This window comes from Microbacterium sp. 11MF, from assembly GCF_000383475.1.
Lineage (GTDB): Bacteria > Actinomycetota > Actinomycetes > Actinomycetales > Microbacteriaceae > Microbacterium > Microbacterium aquilitoris.
This window is the reverse complement of the sequence record NZ_KB911459.1, coordinates 372,570-388,758: the sequence shown is the minus strand read 5'-3', so window position 1 is coordinate 388,758 and position 16,189 is coordinate 372,570. Positions and strand designations below refer to the sequence as shown.

At 70.9% G+C, this 16,189-nt stretch carries 14 protein-coding genes; 5 read left to right on the top strand and 9 right to left on the bottom strand.

Going from position 1 to position 16,189, the window contains the following annotated elements:
- Nucleotides 1-13 precede the first annotated feature (13 nt).
- The 4 genes from H286_RS0101825 to H286_RS0101810 all read right to left on the bottom strand — a co-directional run bounded on the left by H286_RS0101825 (nt 14) and on the right by H286_RS0101810 (nt 6,805).
- Nucleotides 14-3,727 carry an error-prone DNA polymerase gene (locus tag H286_RS0101825; protein ID WP_020096870.1) on the bottom strand — a complete coding sequence of 1,238 codons (3,714 nt, stop codon included), beginning with the start codon at nt 3,725-3,727 and terminating at the stop codon, nt 14-16.
- Nucleotides 3,727-5,310, bottom strand: coding sequence for a DNA polymerase Y family protein (locus H286_RS0101820; protein WP_020096869.1), 1,584 nt, complete (start codon nt 5,308-5,310; stop codon nt 3,727-3,729). The genes H286_RS0101825 and H286_RS0101820 overlap by 1 nt, the downstream gene beginning before the upstream one ends.
- Nucleotides 5,310-5,996: a hypothetical protein gene (locus tag H286_RS0101815; RefSeq protein WP_020096868.1), complete on the bottom strand. Its 687-nt coding sequence runs from the start codon at nt 5,994-5,996 to the stop codon at nt 5,310-5,312. Before H286_RS0101815 ends, H286_RS0101820 begins: the two co-directional genes overlap by 1 nt.
- 113 nt (nt 5,997-6,109) lie before the next feature.
- On the bottom strand, nt 6,110-6,805 hold the full coding sequence (locus tag H286_RS0101810; RefSeq protein ID WP_020096867.1) for a helix-turn-helix transcriptional regulator: 696 nt from the start codon (nt 6,803-6,805) through the stop codon (nt 6,110-6,112).
- Between the two features lie 153 nt (nt 6,806-6,958).
- Here H286_RS0101810 and cynS point away from each other — a divergent pair, with 153 nt between their 5' ends.
- Nucleotides 6,959-7,429, top strand: a complete 471-nt coding sequence (cynS, locus tag H286_RS0101805; protein ID WP_020096866.1) for a cyanase — start codon at nt 6,959-6,961, stop codon at nt 7,427-7,429.
- An 8-nt stretch (nt 7,430-7,437) separates the two neighbouring features.
- Here cynS and H286_RS0101800 read toward each other — a convergent pair whose 3' ends face one another.
- The 3 genes from H286_RS0101800 to H286_RS0101790 all read right to left on the bottom strand — a co-directional run bounded on the left by H286_RS0101800 (nt 7,438) and on the right by H286_RS0101790 (nt 10,038).
- Complete coding sequence (locus H286_RS0101800; RefSeq protein WP_018188568.1) at nt 7,438-7,935, bottom strand: HNH endonuclease; 498 nt, start codon at nt 7,933-7,935, stop codon at nt 7,438-7,440.
- A 307-nt stretch (nt 7,936-8,242) separates the two neighbouring features.
- Nucleotides 8,243-9,049, bottom strand: coding sequence for a M23 family metallopeptidase (locus H286_RS0101795; RefSeq protein WP_020096865.1), 807 nt, complete (start codon nt 9,047-9,049; stop codon nt 8,243-8,245).
- Between the two features lie 284 nt (nt 9,050-9,333).
- Nucleotides 9,334-10,038 (bottom strand): metal-dependent transcriptional regulator, encoded by a 705-nt coding sequence (locus H286_RS0101790; protein ID WP_020096864.1) that lies wholly within the window; start codon nt 10,036-10,038, stop codon nt 9,334-9,336.
- Between the two features lie 107 nt (nt 10,039-10,145).
- On the opposite strand from H286_RS0101790, the gene serC reads away from it, so the two are divergent.
- Nucleotides 10,146-11,264: a phosphoserine transaminase gene (gene serC / locus H286_RS0101785; RefSeq protein ID WP_020096863.1), complete on the top strand. Its 1,119-nt coding sequence runs from the start codon at nt 10,146-10,148 to the stop codon at nt 11,262-11,264.
- A 71-nt stretch (nt 11,265-11,335) separates the two neighbouring features.
- Here serC and H286_RS0101780 read toward each other — a convergent pair whose 3' ends face one another.
- Nucleotides 11,336-12,037, bottom strand: a complete 702-nt coding sequence (locus H286_RS0101780; protein ID WP_020096862.1) for a DUF3027 domain-containing protein — start codon at nt 12,035-12,037, stop codon at nt 11,336-11,338.
- Complete coding sequence (locus tag H286_RS0101775) at nt 12,030-12,413, bottom strand: cold-shock protein (RefSeq protein ID WP_020096861.1); 384 nt, start codon at nt 12,411-12,413, stop codon at nt 12,030-12,032. The genes H286_RS0101780 and H286_RS0101775 overlap by 8 nt, the downstream gene beginning before the upstream one ends.
- A 106-nt stretch (nt 12,414-12,519) precedes the next feature.
- Between H286_RS0101775 and H286_RS0101770 the strand changes: the two genes are divergently transcribed.
- Genes H286_RS0101770 through H286_RS0101760 form a run of 3 tightly spaced genes read left to right on the top strand, consistent with a single transcriptional unit; the run spans nt 12,520 to nt 16,177 of the window.
- Complete coding sequence (locus tag H286_RS0101770) at nt 12,520-12,798, top strand: hypothetical protein (RefSeq protein WP_018188574.1); 279 nt, start codon at nt 12,520-12,522, stop codon at nt 12,796-12,798.
- Nucleotide 12,799: 1 nt separating this feature from the next.
- The gene (locus H286_RS0101765; RefSeq protein WP_020096860.1) at nt 12,800-14,506 is read left to right on the top strand and encodes a helicase-associated domain-containing protein; all 1,707 of its coding nucleotides are present in this window, start codon (nt 12,800-12,802) and stop codon (nt 14,504-14,506) included.
- A gap of 27 nt (nt 14,507-14,533) precedes the next feature.
- Entirely contained in the window at nt 14,534-16,177 is a 1,644-nt protein-coding gene (locus H286_RS0101760; RefSeq protein WP_018188576.1) for a DNA repair helicase XPB, read from the top strand.
- The last annotated feature ends 12 nt before the right edge of the window (nt 16,178-16,189 follow it).

Here is a 16,189-nt window from a genome sequence, read left to right as displayed (position 1 = left end):
CGGCCTAGGCAGGTCACTGGAAGTCCCTCGACCGGTGCGTCACTCCCACTCGCAGGTCCTCGAACCCGTCAGCGACGAGGTTCGTCACACCCTCGGGCGAGCGCTCGAGCATGCCGCGCGCGATGAGGGCGGGACTGTCGCGCAGGATGCGCCGGTATCTGTTCCACACCCCGACCGAGCAGATCACGTTCATGACGCCGTGCTCGTCTTCGAGGTTCAGGAAGGTGATCCCGGATGCCGTCGCCGGCCGCTGCCGGTGCGTCACCAACCCTGCGACCTCGATGCGCCGACCGATCTCATGCTCGCGCATGCCGCGCGAGGTGATCACCCCGCGCGCGTCGAGCTGCGAGCGGTAGTGCGTCAGCGGGTGGTCGTCGGCCGACACCCCCGTCGCCCACAGGTCGGCGGCGAGCACGTCGTAACTCGACTGGTCGGGGAAAAGCGGCGGCTGCACCGACACCAGCGATCCCTCGAGGAACTCCTGCCGGTCCTGCGCGGCATCCCCCGCCAACCAGATGCCCTCGCGCCGCGTGATCCCGAGGCTCTCGAACGCGCCCGCCGTCGACAGCGCCTCGAGCTGCGCCGCCGTCGCGCCGGTGCGCCGCACGAGGTCGCGCAGGTCCCGGTACGGACCGGATGCCTCCCGCTCCGCCACGATCTTCGTCGCCAGCGGCACCCCGATACCCGTGACCGAGGCGAGCCCCAGCCGCACCGCGAAGTTCCCGTCGCGCCGATGCGCCGCCGATTCGTCAGGCAGCGACCGGTCGAACTCCGGCACGGGCGGCTGGATGCGGTCGGTGCACGAGTCCCGGCCCGTCGGGGCGCGACGGTGTCCAGCCCCGGGCTCGGCAGTGGCTGGCCCCGATCCGGCATCCCGGCTGCCGGCATCCCGGCTCCCGGCATCCCGACTCCCGGCATCCCGGCTCCCGGCATCCCGGCTCCCGAGAGGAGATCTGCGCTCCCGAGGAGGAATCCCGCCCGAAACGTCCTCGCGACGGCCGATCCCCGCGGCAGCGCCGCGCCCGGCGCCCCCGCCCCCGGCCTCCCGAGCCCCGGCATCCGCCCCCGTCGAGAACCGAGGAGATGACGCGTCCCGAGGAGCGAAACCCCGCAAACCCTCCTCGGGAACCGACATCTCCTCGCGAGGCGACACCGGCTCGAGCCCCGCCTCGACCCCCGACGCGTGCAGGTCGGGCCGGCGCACCTCGACCCCGTGCCGTCGCGCGTCGGCGGTCAGCGTCGCGGGCGAGTAGAACCCCATCGGCTGCGCACGTAGGAGCGCAGCGAGGAACGCCGCCGGGTAGTGCAGCTTCAGCCACGACGACGCGTACACGAGCAGCCCGAACGACAGCGAATGGCTCTCGGCGAAGCCGAAGTTCGCGAACGCCTGGATCTTCACGTAGATGTCGTCGGCGGCTTTACCCGTCAGGCCGTTCCGTTCCATCCCCTCGTACAGCTTCTTCTTCAGCGAATCGATCCGCTCGATCCCGCGCTTCGAGCCCATCGCGCGGCGCAGCAGGTCGGCATCCTCCCCTGACAGATCGCCGATCGCCATGCCCATCTGCATGAGCTGCTCCTGGAACACCGGGATGCCGAGGGTCCGCTCCAGCACCGGCTTCAGCTTCGGGTGCGCGTAGGTGACCTTCTCGTCGCCGAGCTTGCGACGCACGAACGGATGCACCGCGCCGCCCTGGATCGGCCCCGGCCGGATGAGGGCGATCTCGACCACGAGGTCGTAGAACTTCCGCGGCTGCAAACGGGGCAGGAGCCCCATCTGCGCGCGGGATTCGACCTGGAACACCCCGATCGAATCGGCGCGGCACAGCATGTCGTAGACCGCCGCTTCCTCCTTCGGCATCGCATCGAGACTCCACCGCTCCCCCGTCGCGGCCTCGATCATGTCGAAGCAGTACTGGAGGGCGGCGAGCATCCCGAGCCCCAGCAGGTCGAACTTCACGAGCCCCATCCATGCCGCGTCGTCCTTGTCCCACTGGATGACGGTGCGGTTCTCCATGCGCGCGTGCTCGATCGGCACGACCTCGCCGACCGGACGATCGGTCAGCACCATCCCGCCCGAGTGGATGCCGAGGTGCCGAGGCGCTTTCAACAGCTCACCCGCGTACGCGATCACCCGATCGGGGATGTCGTGGTCGCCCGGGGTGTCGAGCATCGCACCCCAGCGCTCGACCTGCTTCGACCAGGCATCCTGCTGCCCCGGCGAATGCCCGAGCGCCTTCGCCATGTCGCGGATCGCGTTCTTCGGCCGGTACTGGATGACGTTCGCGACCTGCGCCGCTCGCTCCCGTCCGTAGGTCTCGTAGACCCACTGGATGATCTCCTCGCGCCGGTCCGAGTCGAAGTCGACGTCGATGTCGGGCTCTTCATCGCGGAGGGCCGAGAGGAACCGCTCGAACGGCAGGTCGTAGAAGATCGAGTCGATCGCCGTGATGTCGAGCAGATAGCAGACGGCACTGTTCGCGGCGGATCCCCGCCCCTGACACAGGATGCCGCGGCGCCGCGCTTCTTGCACGATGCCATGCACGATGAGGAAGTACCCCGGGAAGTCCTTCTGCTCGATGACGCCGAGCTCCTTCTCGATGCGCGCACGGTTCGCGTCGGTGGCATCCGGGTACTTGCGAGGCACGGCCTCCCACACCAGGTGCCGGAGCCACGTCATCGGCGTGTGCCCCTCGGGCACCTGCATCTTCGGCAGCGCGGGCTTGGCCCGTCGCAGCGGGAACGCGAGCTCGTCAGCGAGGGCGACGGTGCGCTCGATCGCACCCGGGTACCGCCGGAACCGCCGCGCCATCTCGGCCCCCGACCGCAGGTGCGCGCTGGCGTGCGACGGCAGCCACCCGTCGAGCTCGTCGAGCCCGCGGTTCGCCCGCACCGCCGCGACCGCCGCCGCGAGGTGCACCTTCTCGGGCACGGCGTAGTGCACGTTGTTCGATGCGACGACCGGAAGCCCCCGCTCGGCGGCGAGCGCGGCGAGCACGTCGTTGTCGCGCGAATCCGTCGGTGCGCCCTGATCGATGAGTTCGACGTCGACCCGCTCGGGCCCGAATAGGTCGACGAGCCGGTCGAGCTCGTACGCCGCGGCGGCCGGCCCGTCGACGGCGAGCGCCTGCCGGACGGCGCCCTTGCGGCATCCGGTCAACACCTGCCAGTGCCCGCCGGCCCGATCGGCGAGGTCGTGCAGGTCGTAGACCGGGCGCCCCTTCTCGCCACCCGACAGCTGCGCGTGCGTGATCGCTGCGGCGAGCCGGTGGTACCCCTCCTCGCCGCGGGCGAGCACGAGCAGGTGCCGTCCGTGCGGGTCGGGCTCGCCGTTCTGCGGACCGGGCAGCCCCAGCGACAGCTCCGCCCCGAAGACGGTCTGCAGCTGCAGGTGCTCGGCCGCCTCGGCGAAGCGGACGATGCCGTAGAACCCGTCGTGGTCGGTGATCGCGAGGGCGTGCAGGCCCAGGCGCTCCGCCTCTTCGACGAGATCCTCGGGTGAGGAGGCCCCGTCGAGGAACGAGAACGATGAGTGTGCGTGCAGTTCGGCGTACGGCACCGCGTCGAGCGGCCGCTCGATCTCGGGTGTGCGGTATTTTCCGCGCTTGTGCGACCACGCCGGACTGTCGCCGCCGTCGGTCCCCGCCGGTGCCCCCTCGGGTCGCCGCCGGTCGCTGAGGATCCGTTCCATCTCCGACCACGAGACCGACGGGTTGTTGCCCCACCCCATCAGTCGTACCTGCCCTCGGCGTGCCAGACGCCCTCCTCGCACACCAGCAGCCACGCGGTCTCGGCCTCGTCGACCACCTGGAACCGGTGCGCGCGACGGGTGCGCGCGGCATCCCACCCCCGCTCCATGACGGGCCAGGGTCCTGCCCACGAGGCGATGCGACGCGGATGCCGGGGCCTCCGCGCCCCCGATGCGTCCGGCGCTCCCGGCAGGATCAGCGCGATCGGCTCGGCCGTCAGCTCGCCGCGGCCGTCGACGGCGACCATGTCGTCGTCGCGATCGATGACGGCGACCGGGACCGGCTCGGGGAAGACGGTCGCCGGCAGCGGGTCGGGCAGGCTCCCCGGCCACGGCCGCGCCCGCTCGGCGATGACGGCGCGGTCCCCCCACGGCACGAGCACCTGCCGTTCGGCGAGCCACCGCCCGCCGCCGACCTGCGGCGTCACGACGCCGGTGTGTCCGAGCATCGCCTGCACGCGCGAGAGCGCTGAGTGCACGCGTTCCTCCGGCCCAGAACCGAACAGCCCTGTCACGTGATGGGATGCCGCGTCCACCTTCTCGGGCGCAATCCGCACCTTCGCGACCGCGCTCTTGAGCCCGCGCTCCGTGAGCTGCCACCGCACCCGGTCTACGACGGCGGCCGCGTCGAACGCGCCGGGATGCAGCCACACCCGCTCACTGTGGTCGCCGCGATCCCCGGTCAGCGCAACGCGCAGCTCGGTGCAGACGAGGTCGACGGCGCCGAGCCCCGAGATGAACTGCTCCGCGGCGAGCCGGATGCCGAACGCCACCTGGTCGGCGATCTCGAGCGGTGGCTCGAAGCCGACCTCGCGCTCGAGCTCAGGCGGCGGCGTGCGCGGCTGCACGGGCTGCGAGTCGAGCCCCGACGCGAGCGCGTGCAACCGCGCCCCGCGGGGTCCGAGCCGTTCGACGAGCCGCGCGGGCGGCAGCGCGGCGAGCTGACCGAGGGTGTGGATGCCGAGACGCGCGAACAGGCTCGCGACCGACTCGTCCTCGAGCGCCGTCACCGGCAGCGGCGCGAGGAACGCGGCCGCCGCCCCCGGCGGCACGATCCGCATCGGGGCGTCCGGGCCGGTGGTGCGGGCGGCCTGCTCCGCCGTGAACGGACCATCCCCCACCCCCGCGCGCACATCGTTCACGCCGAGCTCGGCGAGCGCGCCGGTGAGCGCTGTCGCCGCACCCGCCTCGCCGCCGTAGAACCGCGCGGGGCCCTTCACGCGCAGGGCGCACAGCCCCGGCTCGCGCAGCTGCACACCGGGGGCGATCTCCTCGAGCCGGGCGATGAGCGGGGCGAACGTGCGGTGGTCGCGCGCGTCGTCGGCGTCGACGACCTGGAGCTGCGGGCATCGCGCCTGCGCGTCGCGGCGCCGCATCCCCCGTCGCACCCCGTCCGCCCGCGCAGCCGGAGAGGTCGCGGCGACCATCCCCTTCGCGAAGACGGCGATCGGCCCCTCGGCCTCGGCGAGTCCTTCGCGGGCCAGCGCGACGACCGGCCAGTCCGGCACCCACACGACGAGGCTCCGGACCGGCTCGATGCCGGTGTCGACGAGTGCGGGATCCATCAGCTCACCGCCCGCATCGGCAGGTCGACCACCGGGGCGATGGGCTGCTCGCGCACCGCGATCGCCCCGTTGGGGGCGGGCAGCAGCATCCGCGACGACCTCGGCACCGGAAAGCGCCGGCTCGTGACCGTCACGGTCAGCTCCCGATCCGACAGCACGCCGTAGCCGTCGCCGAGGCCCGACCACCGGGCATCCGTCACATCGATCATCGCCTCGGTCTGCGGCCACGGCCCCTGCACGAGCAGCACCACGCCGCGCTCGCGCATGCGCGCCGCGAGCCGCGAGATCTCGGCATCCTTCGCCCGAGTCGGCGGCCGCACCGCGACAACCGGCAGCACGTCGGCGATCGTCGCCGTTACGGCAAGCCAGCGCGGACCCGGCTCGGGGATCAGCACGAGGTGCGACAGGTCGACACCCGCCTTCTCGGCCGCTTCGGCGCCGAACCCCGGCATCCCGACCACCCCGCACCAGCTGCCGGTCTGCGACGGCTGCGCCAACAGGCCGAACAGCAACGACATCGAGCCGCCGATCGAATACGACGATCCCGGCCGCAGCCCCCCGCCCGGCAGCAGTTCGGCCAGGGCAGGATGGGTGGGAAGGGGCGGCGCCTCGAGCTTGCGCCCCTGGATTTGAGCCATCTGCGCGCGCAGCCGCTGCACCTCTTGGGCGGTAGCGGTGTCGCGCACGATGGATCTCACCTCGACATGGTAGAAGCTTTGTTCGAACGACTCAAGCCGTCTACGTCGAAGATACGCACGGGTTCCGACATCGCCCGCGCCCGTGCGCACGGGCCCGGGGCTCAGCCCGCGTCGCGGGCGAACGCTCCCGGCGCTACACCGAACCGGCGCCGGAACGCGCGCGCGAAGGTGTCCGGATCGCGGAAGCCGGCACTGTACGCCGCGGCGGCCACCGGCATCCCGTCGCGGAGCAGCCCCTGCGCGCTCCCGAGCCGGTACTCGCGGATCAGCGCCGCAGGGCTCTCCCCCTCGCGCCCCAGCACGGCCTGCGCCGTCCGCACGGACACGTGCGCATCCCGCGCGAGCACGTCGACGCAGAACTCCGGGTCGCGGTGCCGCGCGGCGATCTGCGCACGCAGAGCGGATGCCGACGGCACCCCGCGCATCGCCGGAACCTGCGCCTGCGGCTCGAACGACAGCAGTCGATGCTCGGGCAGGGGCAGTTCCGCCACCCGCCACGCGACGTCGAGCGGCCGTCCCGCGCGGGTGACGAACACCTCGTTGCCCCGCGGGTCACCGCCGTGATCCGCCGCGTGGACGATCGGGCACTCGTGCACGGGGTAGGCGGAGCCGTCTGCGCGATGCCCGTGCAGCACCTCGTGGCTCGGACCTCCCACGACCCGGCGGGGATCGGAGTATCCGAGCAACCGCCCGGCGGCCTCGTTCAGGTGGGCGACGGCGCCACCGGGTCCGATGACCCACAGCGGCTGCGGGACGGCATCCACCACCGCCTGCATCCACCGCTCGATCGCCGCCATGGGCCCACGCTAGGCACCGAGGTTTGCCCTGGCGCGTCGCGCGCGTTTCGACCGTGTCACACGTGCGCACAACGACGGCATCCGTGCGCGTTCTTCCTGCCGCCTCACGCTCCGGGACTGGTCCGATGGAACGAACCGACGAGAGGACACGTCATGACGCTCCCCCAGATCATCAGCAAGCAGGCCGCCGGTGCCGCCATCGACGAGGTGCGACGCAAGAGCGGACTCTCGTGGGACGCGGTGAGCGAGCTCATCGGCCGTCCGCCGGTGTGGACCGCCGCGGCCGTTCTCGGGATGCACGCCCTCCCCCCGGCCGAAGCGGATCGCCTCGGCGACGCCCTCGGACTCGACGCCGCGCTCGTCGACGCCCTCACCCGCCAGCCGAACCGCGCCGCCGAGGCAGATCTCTCTACCGACCCGACGATCTACCGCTTCCACGAACTCGTGCAGGTCTACGGGCCCGCGCTCAAAGCCCTCATCCACGACCGTTTCGGCGACGGCATCATGAGCGCGATCAACTGCAGCATCTCTCTCGACCGCGTCGCACACCCCGACGGGGACCGCGTCGTCATCACGATCGACGGCAAGTTCCTGCCCTACGCCTGGGTCGAATCCGGCGTCTGACCTGGGCGCTACGCCGCGAGCGCCAGGTACGGCTCCCATGCCGGATCGGCGCGCTCGGTGCCACGGACGCGCCAGCCGGCTCCGCGCGGGGGCTGCGGCATCCATCGCAGCTCCCAGTTCATCTCCTGCGGGGTGCGGTCGCCCTTGACGTTGTTGCAGCGCAGGCACGCCGCGACGAGGTTCTCCCACGAGTCGGCTCCGCCGCGCGACCGCGGCAGCACGTGATCGATCGTCGAGGCGCTCTTGCCGCAGTACGCGCACCGGTGACCATCGCGACGCAGCACGCCACGGCGGGTGACCGGGACCCGCCGGCCGGCCGGGATCCGCACATAGCGCGTCAGCACGATGACGGCCGGACGGTCGTACACGTCGCGGGTCCCCCAGACGGGGTCCTCTTCGACGCGTTCGATGATGGTGGCTTTCTCGGTCATGACGAGCACGAGGGCTCGTTTGAACGAGATGACGGCCAGGGGTTCGTAACCTGCGTTCAGCACCAGGGTGCGCATAGGGGTGTCCTCTCGAACGGCCCTGACGGCTTCAGGGCCTTCCGTTTCGTCGACGCGGTGCGGGTCGAGAGGGGTGCGGGTACGAAAAAAGGCGCCGTCATGAAGACAGCGCCTTATTCGCACGACCGACGTCGTGGCAATCGTGCACACGATGCCGCAGCACATGCCGACCTAGCGCATTCCGGTTGCGAATGCGGGGTTGGATGTCCATACGGCTCCCCTCGGCTCGAACGAGCGTCGGGGTCAGGGTATTACACGCCGGGATGCCCCAGGGCGAACAACAGCAGAACGATGACTGTGTGTCTCGTCAGCCGGCGTTGGCCTGCAGCCAGGACTCGGCGTTCGTGTACCCGTTGTTGATGCGGATCTCGAGGTGGAGGTGGGTGCCGTTGGCGCGGCCGGTGGAACCGACCTGGCCGATGAGCTGGCCGACCGTGACCTTGTCGCCGACGGAGACGCGGCGTGTGCCCCAGTCCATGTGCGCGTAGAGCGAGGTGACCCGCACACCGCCGATGTTGTGGGCGATCTTGACGTACACGCCCCAGCCCGGTCCGGACTCGGACGATGCGACGACGGTGCCGTCGGCGACGGCGTAGATCGGCTCGCCGCGGCCGACCATGTAGTCGGTGCCCTTGTGGCCCGCGTAGGGCGTGCCGAAGTTGTCGAAGTGCGCGAGCGGACGGCGGACCGTGCCCGACCCCGGCGACACGAGCGGAACCGAGGACGAGAAGCTCGACGAGCTGCGCGACGACGATGACGATGAGGAGGCTGACGCGAGTCGGGCTGCGAGGGCGGCCTTGGCGGCCTTCTCTGCGGCCTCCTTCGCCTTCGCTGCCTCGATCTCCTCGGGAGTCGTGGCGGAGTACCCGCCGCGCGCGAGGGTCTCGGGGCTGCCTTCGGATGCGACGACGAGCGACTGTGCATCGTCGGCGGAGACCTGCTGCAGCGTGCGCGCTTCGGCGACGTCGCCCCGATCGGCGGCGGCGAACGCCGGGATCGCGACGGTCGCGACCATGCCGGCGACGGCGGCGACGGTCAGGAAGCTGCGGACGGGGTGAGGGCGCGGGGACGTCGAGCGGGTGGCGGGCGCCGTGGCGGCGACACGTTTGCTCAAGCGACCTTTGCGGGGGGCCGTCGATGCCTCAGAAATCTCGTTCGACGGGTGGAACTCTTCAGCCAAGCTGTCCTCCAGCGCCTCCGCATCCGCGGGTGAGGATGCTGGCTCGTCGGCACTCCGTGTCGGGCACGGATGTAGGGGACACCAGGCGAATGACGAGCCGGAGAGGCAACTCGCGAGGCGGTCCGTGGCGGGCTTCTCGCCTATGGACCCTCCGAGGCTACCGGAAGGTAACGAATAAGTCACGCTCCCGCTCTTGCGTGCGGGGCCGCGACGACGGCTCAGATCTCGCGCGCGTCGACGATGAAGATGTGTGAGGCGACCTCGACGGGGAGCTCGAGCGCCTCGTCGACACCGTCCATCTCGACGAGGACGTACCCCTCGTTGAAGCGGAACGAGCCGGTGCGCCCGGGGACGACACCCGCGTCGCGCAGCTGCGTCAGGAGCTCGGGATCGACCTGCATCGGCTCCGCCAGACGACGGATGCTGCCCGTCACCGGCCCGCCGGCGTCGTTCAGCCGACGCACGAGGCCGACCACGCCGTTGTCGAACGCGTTGGCCGGAATGTCGCCCAGCTGGTCGAGGCCCGGGATGGGGTTGCCGTACGGGGATTCGGTCGGGTGGTCGAGGAGTTCGATGAGCCGACGCTCGACGAGCTCGCTCATGACGTGCTCCCAGCGGCACGCCTCTTCATGGACGTACGCCCAGTCGAGGCCGATGACATCCGACAGCAGGCGCTCGGCGAGACGGTGCTTGCGCATGACGTCGACGGCCTTCTGCCGGCCCGGGTCGGTCAGCTCGAGCTTGCGATCCTCCGAGACGACGACGAGACCGTCGCGCTCCATACGGCCGATCGTCTGCGACACCGTGGGGCCGGAGTGGCCGAGGCGCTCGGAGATGCGCGCACGAAGGGGCGTGATGCCCTCTTCCTCGAGTTCGAGGATGGTGCGCAGATACATCTCGGTGGTGTCGATGAGGTCGGTCATGAAGGCCTTTTCGCGCGGGAGACAGTGCCTTCCCAGCCTATCCGGCATCCGGTCGCGGAGCGTCATGGAACCGGAGCCGTCGGGGCCTGCGCCTTAGACTTCTCGCCATGGCGACTGTGACCCTTCCCCGCGAGATCCTGCCCGTCGACGGACGATTCGGCTGCGGCCCGTCCAAGGTCCGTGCCGAGCAGCTCGAGGCGCTCGTCACCCAGGGGGCATCGCTCTTCGGCACCTCGCACCGCCAGGCTCCCGTGAAGGACCTCGTCGGCCGCACCCGCTCCGGTCTCGCCGAGCTGTTCCGCCTTCCCGAGGGGTACGAGATCATCCTCGGCAACGGCGGATCGACTGCATTCTGGGACGCCGCGGCCTTCGGGCTCATCGAGAAGCGGGCGCAGAACCTCGTGTTCGGCGAGTTCGGCGGCAAGTTCGCCGCGGCCGCCGCCGCCCCCTGGCTCGAGGCCCCCGATGTGCGCCGCGCCGAGCCCGGCACGAGCGCGAAGCCCGAAGCCGTCGACGGCGTCGACGTCTACGCCTGGGCCCACAACGAGACCTCCACGGGTGTCGCGACGGCGATCTCGCGCGTCCACGGCGACCCGGGCGCCCTCACCGTGATCGACGCGACGAGCGCCGCCGGCGGCATCGACATCGACATCGCCGAGGCCGACGTCTACTACTTCGCGCCTCAGAAGAACCTCGGCTCCGACGGCGGCCTCTGGTACGCCGCGGTGTCGCCGGCCGCCATCGAGCGGATCGAGCGTGTCGCGGCATCCGGTCGGTACATCCCCGAGTTCCTGAGCCTGAAGAACGCGCTCGACAACTCGCGCCTGCAGCAGACGCTCAACACCCCCGCCATCGCGACACTGCAGCTGCTCGACAGCCAGCTGCAGTGGATCAACGGCAACGGCGGCCTCGCCTGGGCGGGCGCCCGGACGGCGAAGTCCTCGGGCGCCCTGTACGAGTGGGCGGATGCCGCGTCCTTCGCGACCCCGTTCGTCGCCGACCCGGCCGACCGCTCCCCCGTCGTCGTCACGATCGACTTCGACGATTCGGTCGACGCGGCCGCCGTCGCGAAGAGCCTCCGCGCGAACGGCATCGTCGACACCGAGCCGTACCGCAAGCTCGGTCGCAACCAACTGCGCGTCGCGACGTTCGTCTCGATCGAGCCCGATGACGTCCGTCAGCTCATCCGCGCCATCGACTACACGGTCGAGCACCTCGCCGACTGACCCCGCACGACGAACGCGGCCCCGAGGAGTGATCCCCGGGGCCGCGTTCATGTGAGAGCGGATGCCGCGCGTCAGTACTCGCGCAGCACCTCCGCATTCTCGTCGTCATCGTTCTCGTCGTCATCGTCATCGTCATCGTCGTCGGATTCGTCCTCGTCGGACTCGTCGTCGTCCTCGTCGGACTCGTCGTCGTCTTCCGACTCGTCGAGCTCGTCGATGTCGACGCCGTCGACGTCGCCGGCGTGAAGGATCGGAGAACCGTCGCTCTCGAAGTCGCCGGCATCGAGGTCCTCGCCGTCGGCGTCATCCTCGTCGGCGTCTTCGTCGTCGTCGTCCACGTCATCGTCGTCGTCCTCGTCGGACGTGTCCTCGCCCGACGCGGCCTGAGCCGCCTGGTACTCCGCGAGCCGCTCGGCCCACGGCAACCACTCGGGAGCGAGCAGCGCGCCGTCGCCGGGCATCAGCTCCACCTCGAGGACGGTCGGGTCGGATCCATCGACGACGGCGACGCTCACCGTCCAGAACCAGCCGGGGTAACCAGCCATCCGGTTCGCGAAACGGAGCGAGACGACACCCCCGTCTTCGAGCTGATACCCCGCGGCATCACCCACGGTCGCCTCGGGAGTCACCTCGAGAAGCGCCGCGCGCGCGAGGTCGTGCGCCTCGAACAGGCGCGGGTCGGTGGGGGCGGACGCCTCCGTCTGCTCGACAGGGGTGTCAGCCGACTCGACGGACGCGGTGTCCGGTTCTGCCGGTTCGGTCGATTCAGGCATCGAGGTCATCAGCGACCTTGCGGAGCACAGCGGCGACCTTCTTGCCGTGCGCGCCGCTCGGGTACCGCCCATGGCGCAGATCGCCGCCGATGCCGTCGAGGAGCTTCACGAGGTCCTCGATGATGACAGCCATGTCGTCGGCGGGCTTGCGGTTGCGCTTGCTGAGGCTGAGAGGGGCATCGAGCACCCGAACGGCGAGCGCCTGCAGACCACGGCGGCCGTCGGCGACGCCGTACTCGAGCCGGGTGCCGGGCTTCATCGTCGTGGTGTCGGCGGGGAGCGCGGTCGCGTGCAGGAAGACGTCCTGACCGTCGTCGCCGGTGATGAAGCCGAATCCCTTCGCCTCGTCGTAGAACCTGACCTTGCCGGTGGGCATGTGTCGAACCTCGCTGCTCGAGCCCGCGTGCGGGCATGGAAAAGTGGGACCGTCTCAGCCCCACCCACCACCCTAAGCCACCGCGGCGAGCCGCTACTCTGATCGGATGAGCACTCCGCCCCCGGCCGGCGACCTTCCCGTCCGTCGCATAGACCGCATCCTGGCGTTCATGTCCCTGGGTCTGTTGGTGCTCTCGGTCGTCTGCTTCTTCTCGATCATCATCGCGTCGGGTCCGGGTGGACTGGAGCAGGCCGACTTCGCCTCGGGCATCTGGCCGGTGGTGAGCCTCATCGTCTACGTCGCGCCGCCGGTCGCCTTCGCACTGCTGCTCGCGTTGCTGATCATGACCTTCGTGCGACGGGGACGGGCCAACAAGGGCCGTTGACGTGACAGCTTCCGATGCTCGTGCCCTCGCGACCCGCCTCGCGACGCTCGATCCGGATGCCCTCGCCGCGGTGTTCGATGCCCGCCGCATCGCCCCGAACACGTCGTGGACCGACTTCTTCGACGCGGCCGACGCGCTGCTCGACCCCGCGCAGCTGAGCCGGGCTCTCGCCGACGTCTCCGACCTCGAGGCGGCCGCGCTCCGTGACGCCGTCGACGCCGATGCGGCCGTGACCCCCGGTCTTCGCGCCGGTCTGGTCTCACGCGCCCTCGCCGACGAGGAGGGCCGGCCCTACGCCGCCGTGGCTGCGGCCCTCGGCGGAGCCTCACCCGTCGAGTCGCCGGTGATCTTCGAGGGCGGGCCCGAATCGGATGCCGCGAGTGCAGAGCGCGCTTTCGACGCCGTGGCCTCGCTCGCCGACATCCTCCACGTGGCCACCCGCACCCCGCTCGGCCGCATCGGCTCCGGTGCCCTCGGAGCCGGTGACCGGCGACGACTGGTCGAGGCGGGAGCGGCGGCGACCTCCGACGCAGCCGACACCCTCGTCGCGATCGCCGCCGAGTCCGGCCTGCTTGCGGGGTCGGAACGCAACTGGAGCGTCACCGAGTCGGGAACGGCGTGGCTCGGCATCCGCACCGTGGAGCGGTGGATCGAGGTCGCCCGTCGCCTGCGCGACCGGCTGCCCGCCGCGCTGCGGGACGCCTCGGGCGGATGGCGCGACCCGTCGCAGTGGCCCGGTGCGTACCCGTTCGATCCGGCCTGGCCCGATCGCGTCCGCCGCCTCGCCGCGATGCTCACGCAGTGGGCCGTGCTCACCCCGGCGGGCACGACGCCGCAGTGGGCCGCGGGCCTCGCGGCCGGGGAGGACGCCGATATCGCCGCGCTCCGCTCCCTGCTGCCGCACGAGGTGGACAAGGTCTACCTGCAGAACGACCTGACGGCCATCGCCCCCGGCCCCCTCGAACCCCAGCTCGACCAGCGCCTGCGGACTACCGCCCGCCGCGAGTCCCGCGCGCAGGCGGCGACCTACCGCTTCACCGCCGACACGATCGGCGCGGCCTTCGCGGGCGGCGAGACCTCGGCATCCCTCACGGCGTTCCTCACCGAACTGTCGCTCACCGGCGTGCCCCAGCCGCTCGCCTACGAGATCGAGCGTGCGGCCGCCCGACACGGCACCCTGCGGGTCGGCGTCGACCGTCTCGGATACACCCGGGTCTCGGGCGACCGCGACCTGCTCGACGCCATCAACGTCGATCAGGCGCTGCGCCCCCTCGGACTCGTGACCGACGGCGACGACCTCGTCACCCGCACGAGCGCCGACACGACCTTCTGGATGCTCTCCGACGCGCGCTACCCCGTTCTGGCGGTGGATGCCGACGGTGCCCCGCGGGCTCCGGGCCGCCACGAGGTCGCCGAGAGCGCGGCACCGGAACCGACGGCATCCGATCGATACCGCCCGCTGATCGAGACCCTGCGCGCCAGCCTCTCCGACGACGCGGATGCCGCCTGGCTCGAACGCGAGCTCGACCAGGCCGTCCGCAACCGCGCGACGATCGAGATCACGGTCCGCATGCCCGACGGGTCGAGCCGGGACGTCACCCTGGAGGCCGCGGGTCTCGGCGGTGGTCGCCTGCGCGGTCGCGACCGCGCCGCCGACGTCGAGCGGACGCTGCCGCTGTCGAGCATCGTCAGCGTCCGGCCGGTGTGACCGGCGGGGCCGGTAGACTTGCCCGTTATGGCTGACGGCCCCCTCATCGTCCAGAGCGACCGAACCGTGCTGCTCGAAGTGGCGCATCCCGACGCGGAGAACGCGCGACACGAACTCGCGATCTTCGCCGAGCTGGAGCGCGCCCCCGAGCACATCCACACCTACCGCGTGACGCGGCTCGGGCTGTGGAACGCCCGCGCCGCCGGGCACGACGCGGAGGACATGCTCGCCACCCTCGAACGCTGGGCGAAGTTCCCCGTCCCGCCGTCGGTCTCGATCGACATCCGCGAGACCGTCGGCCGCTACGGCCGACTGATCATCGAGCGCGATGACGAGGGGACGCTGATCCTCCGCTCCACCGACAAGCCGGTGCTCGCCGAGATCGCGCGGAACCGCCGCATCCAGCCCCTGCTCATCGCCCACCCGACACCCGATACGTACGTCATCGACGCGTGGGCGCGCGGTCAGATCAAGCAGGAACTGCTGAAGATCGGCTGGCCCGCCGAGGACCACGCCGGCTTCACCCCGGGCACCCCCCACGAGATCGAGCTGCACGAGGACGGGTGGTCGCTCCGCCCGTATCAGCGGAAGGCCGTCGACATCTTCAGCGAGGGCGGCTCCGGCGTCGTGGTCCTCCCCTGCGGCGCGGGCAAGACCCTCGTCGGCGCGGCGGCCATGGCCGACACGAAGACGACGACCCTCATCCTCGTGACGAACACCGTCAGCGCGCGCCAGTGGCGAGACGAACTGCTCAAGCGCACCTCGCTCACCCCCGAGGAGATCGGCGAATACTCCGGTCAGTCCAAGGAGGTCAAGCCGGTCACGATCGCGACCTACCAGATCCTCACGGCGAAGCGGAAAGGCGAGTACGCGCACCTCGCTCTCCTCGACGCGCTCGACTGGGGCCTCATCGTGTACGACGAGGTGCATCTGCTGCCCGCACCGGTGTTCAAGCTGACCGCCGACCTGCAGGCGCGGCGCCGCCTCGGCCTCACGGCGACCCTCGTGCGTGAGGACGGCCGTGAGGGCGATGTCTTCAGCCTCATCGGCCCCAAGCGTTTCGACGCCCCGTGGAAGGAGATCGAGGCGCAGGGCTTCATCTCCCCCGCCGTCTGCTACGAGGTGCGCATCGACCTGCCGGCATCCGACCGGCTCGAGTACGCGGCGTCGGCGGACGACGAGCGCTACCGCCTCGCGGCGACCGCGCACGCGAAGATCGACGTCGTCCGCGACCTGGTCGCCAAGCACGAGGGCGAGCAGATCCTCGTGATCGGCCAGTACCTCGACCAGATCGACATCCTCGCCGAAGAGCTCGGCGCACCGAAGATCACGGGGTCCACTCCCGTCGATGAGCGCGAGGTGCTGTTCGACGAGTTCCGGCACGCACGCATCCCCGTGCTCGTCGTCTCGAAGGTCGCCAACTTCTCGATCGACCTGCCCGACGCGTCGGTCGCGATCCAGGTCTCGGGATCGTTCGGGTCGCGACAGGAGGAGGCGCAGCGCCTCGGCCGTCTGCTCCGCCCGAAGTCCAACGGGCACAAGGCGAGCTTCTACACGCTCATCGCACGCGACACCGTCGACCAGGACTTCGCGCAGAACCGCCAGCGGTTCCTCGCCGAGCAGGGCTACAGCTACACGATCCTCGACGCGGATAACCTGCTCGCCGCCTGACGAGCGTCAGCG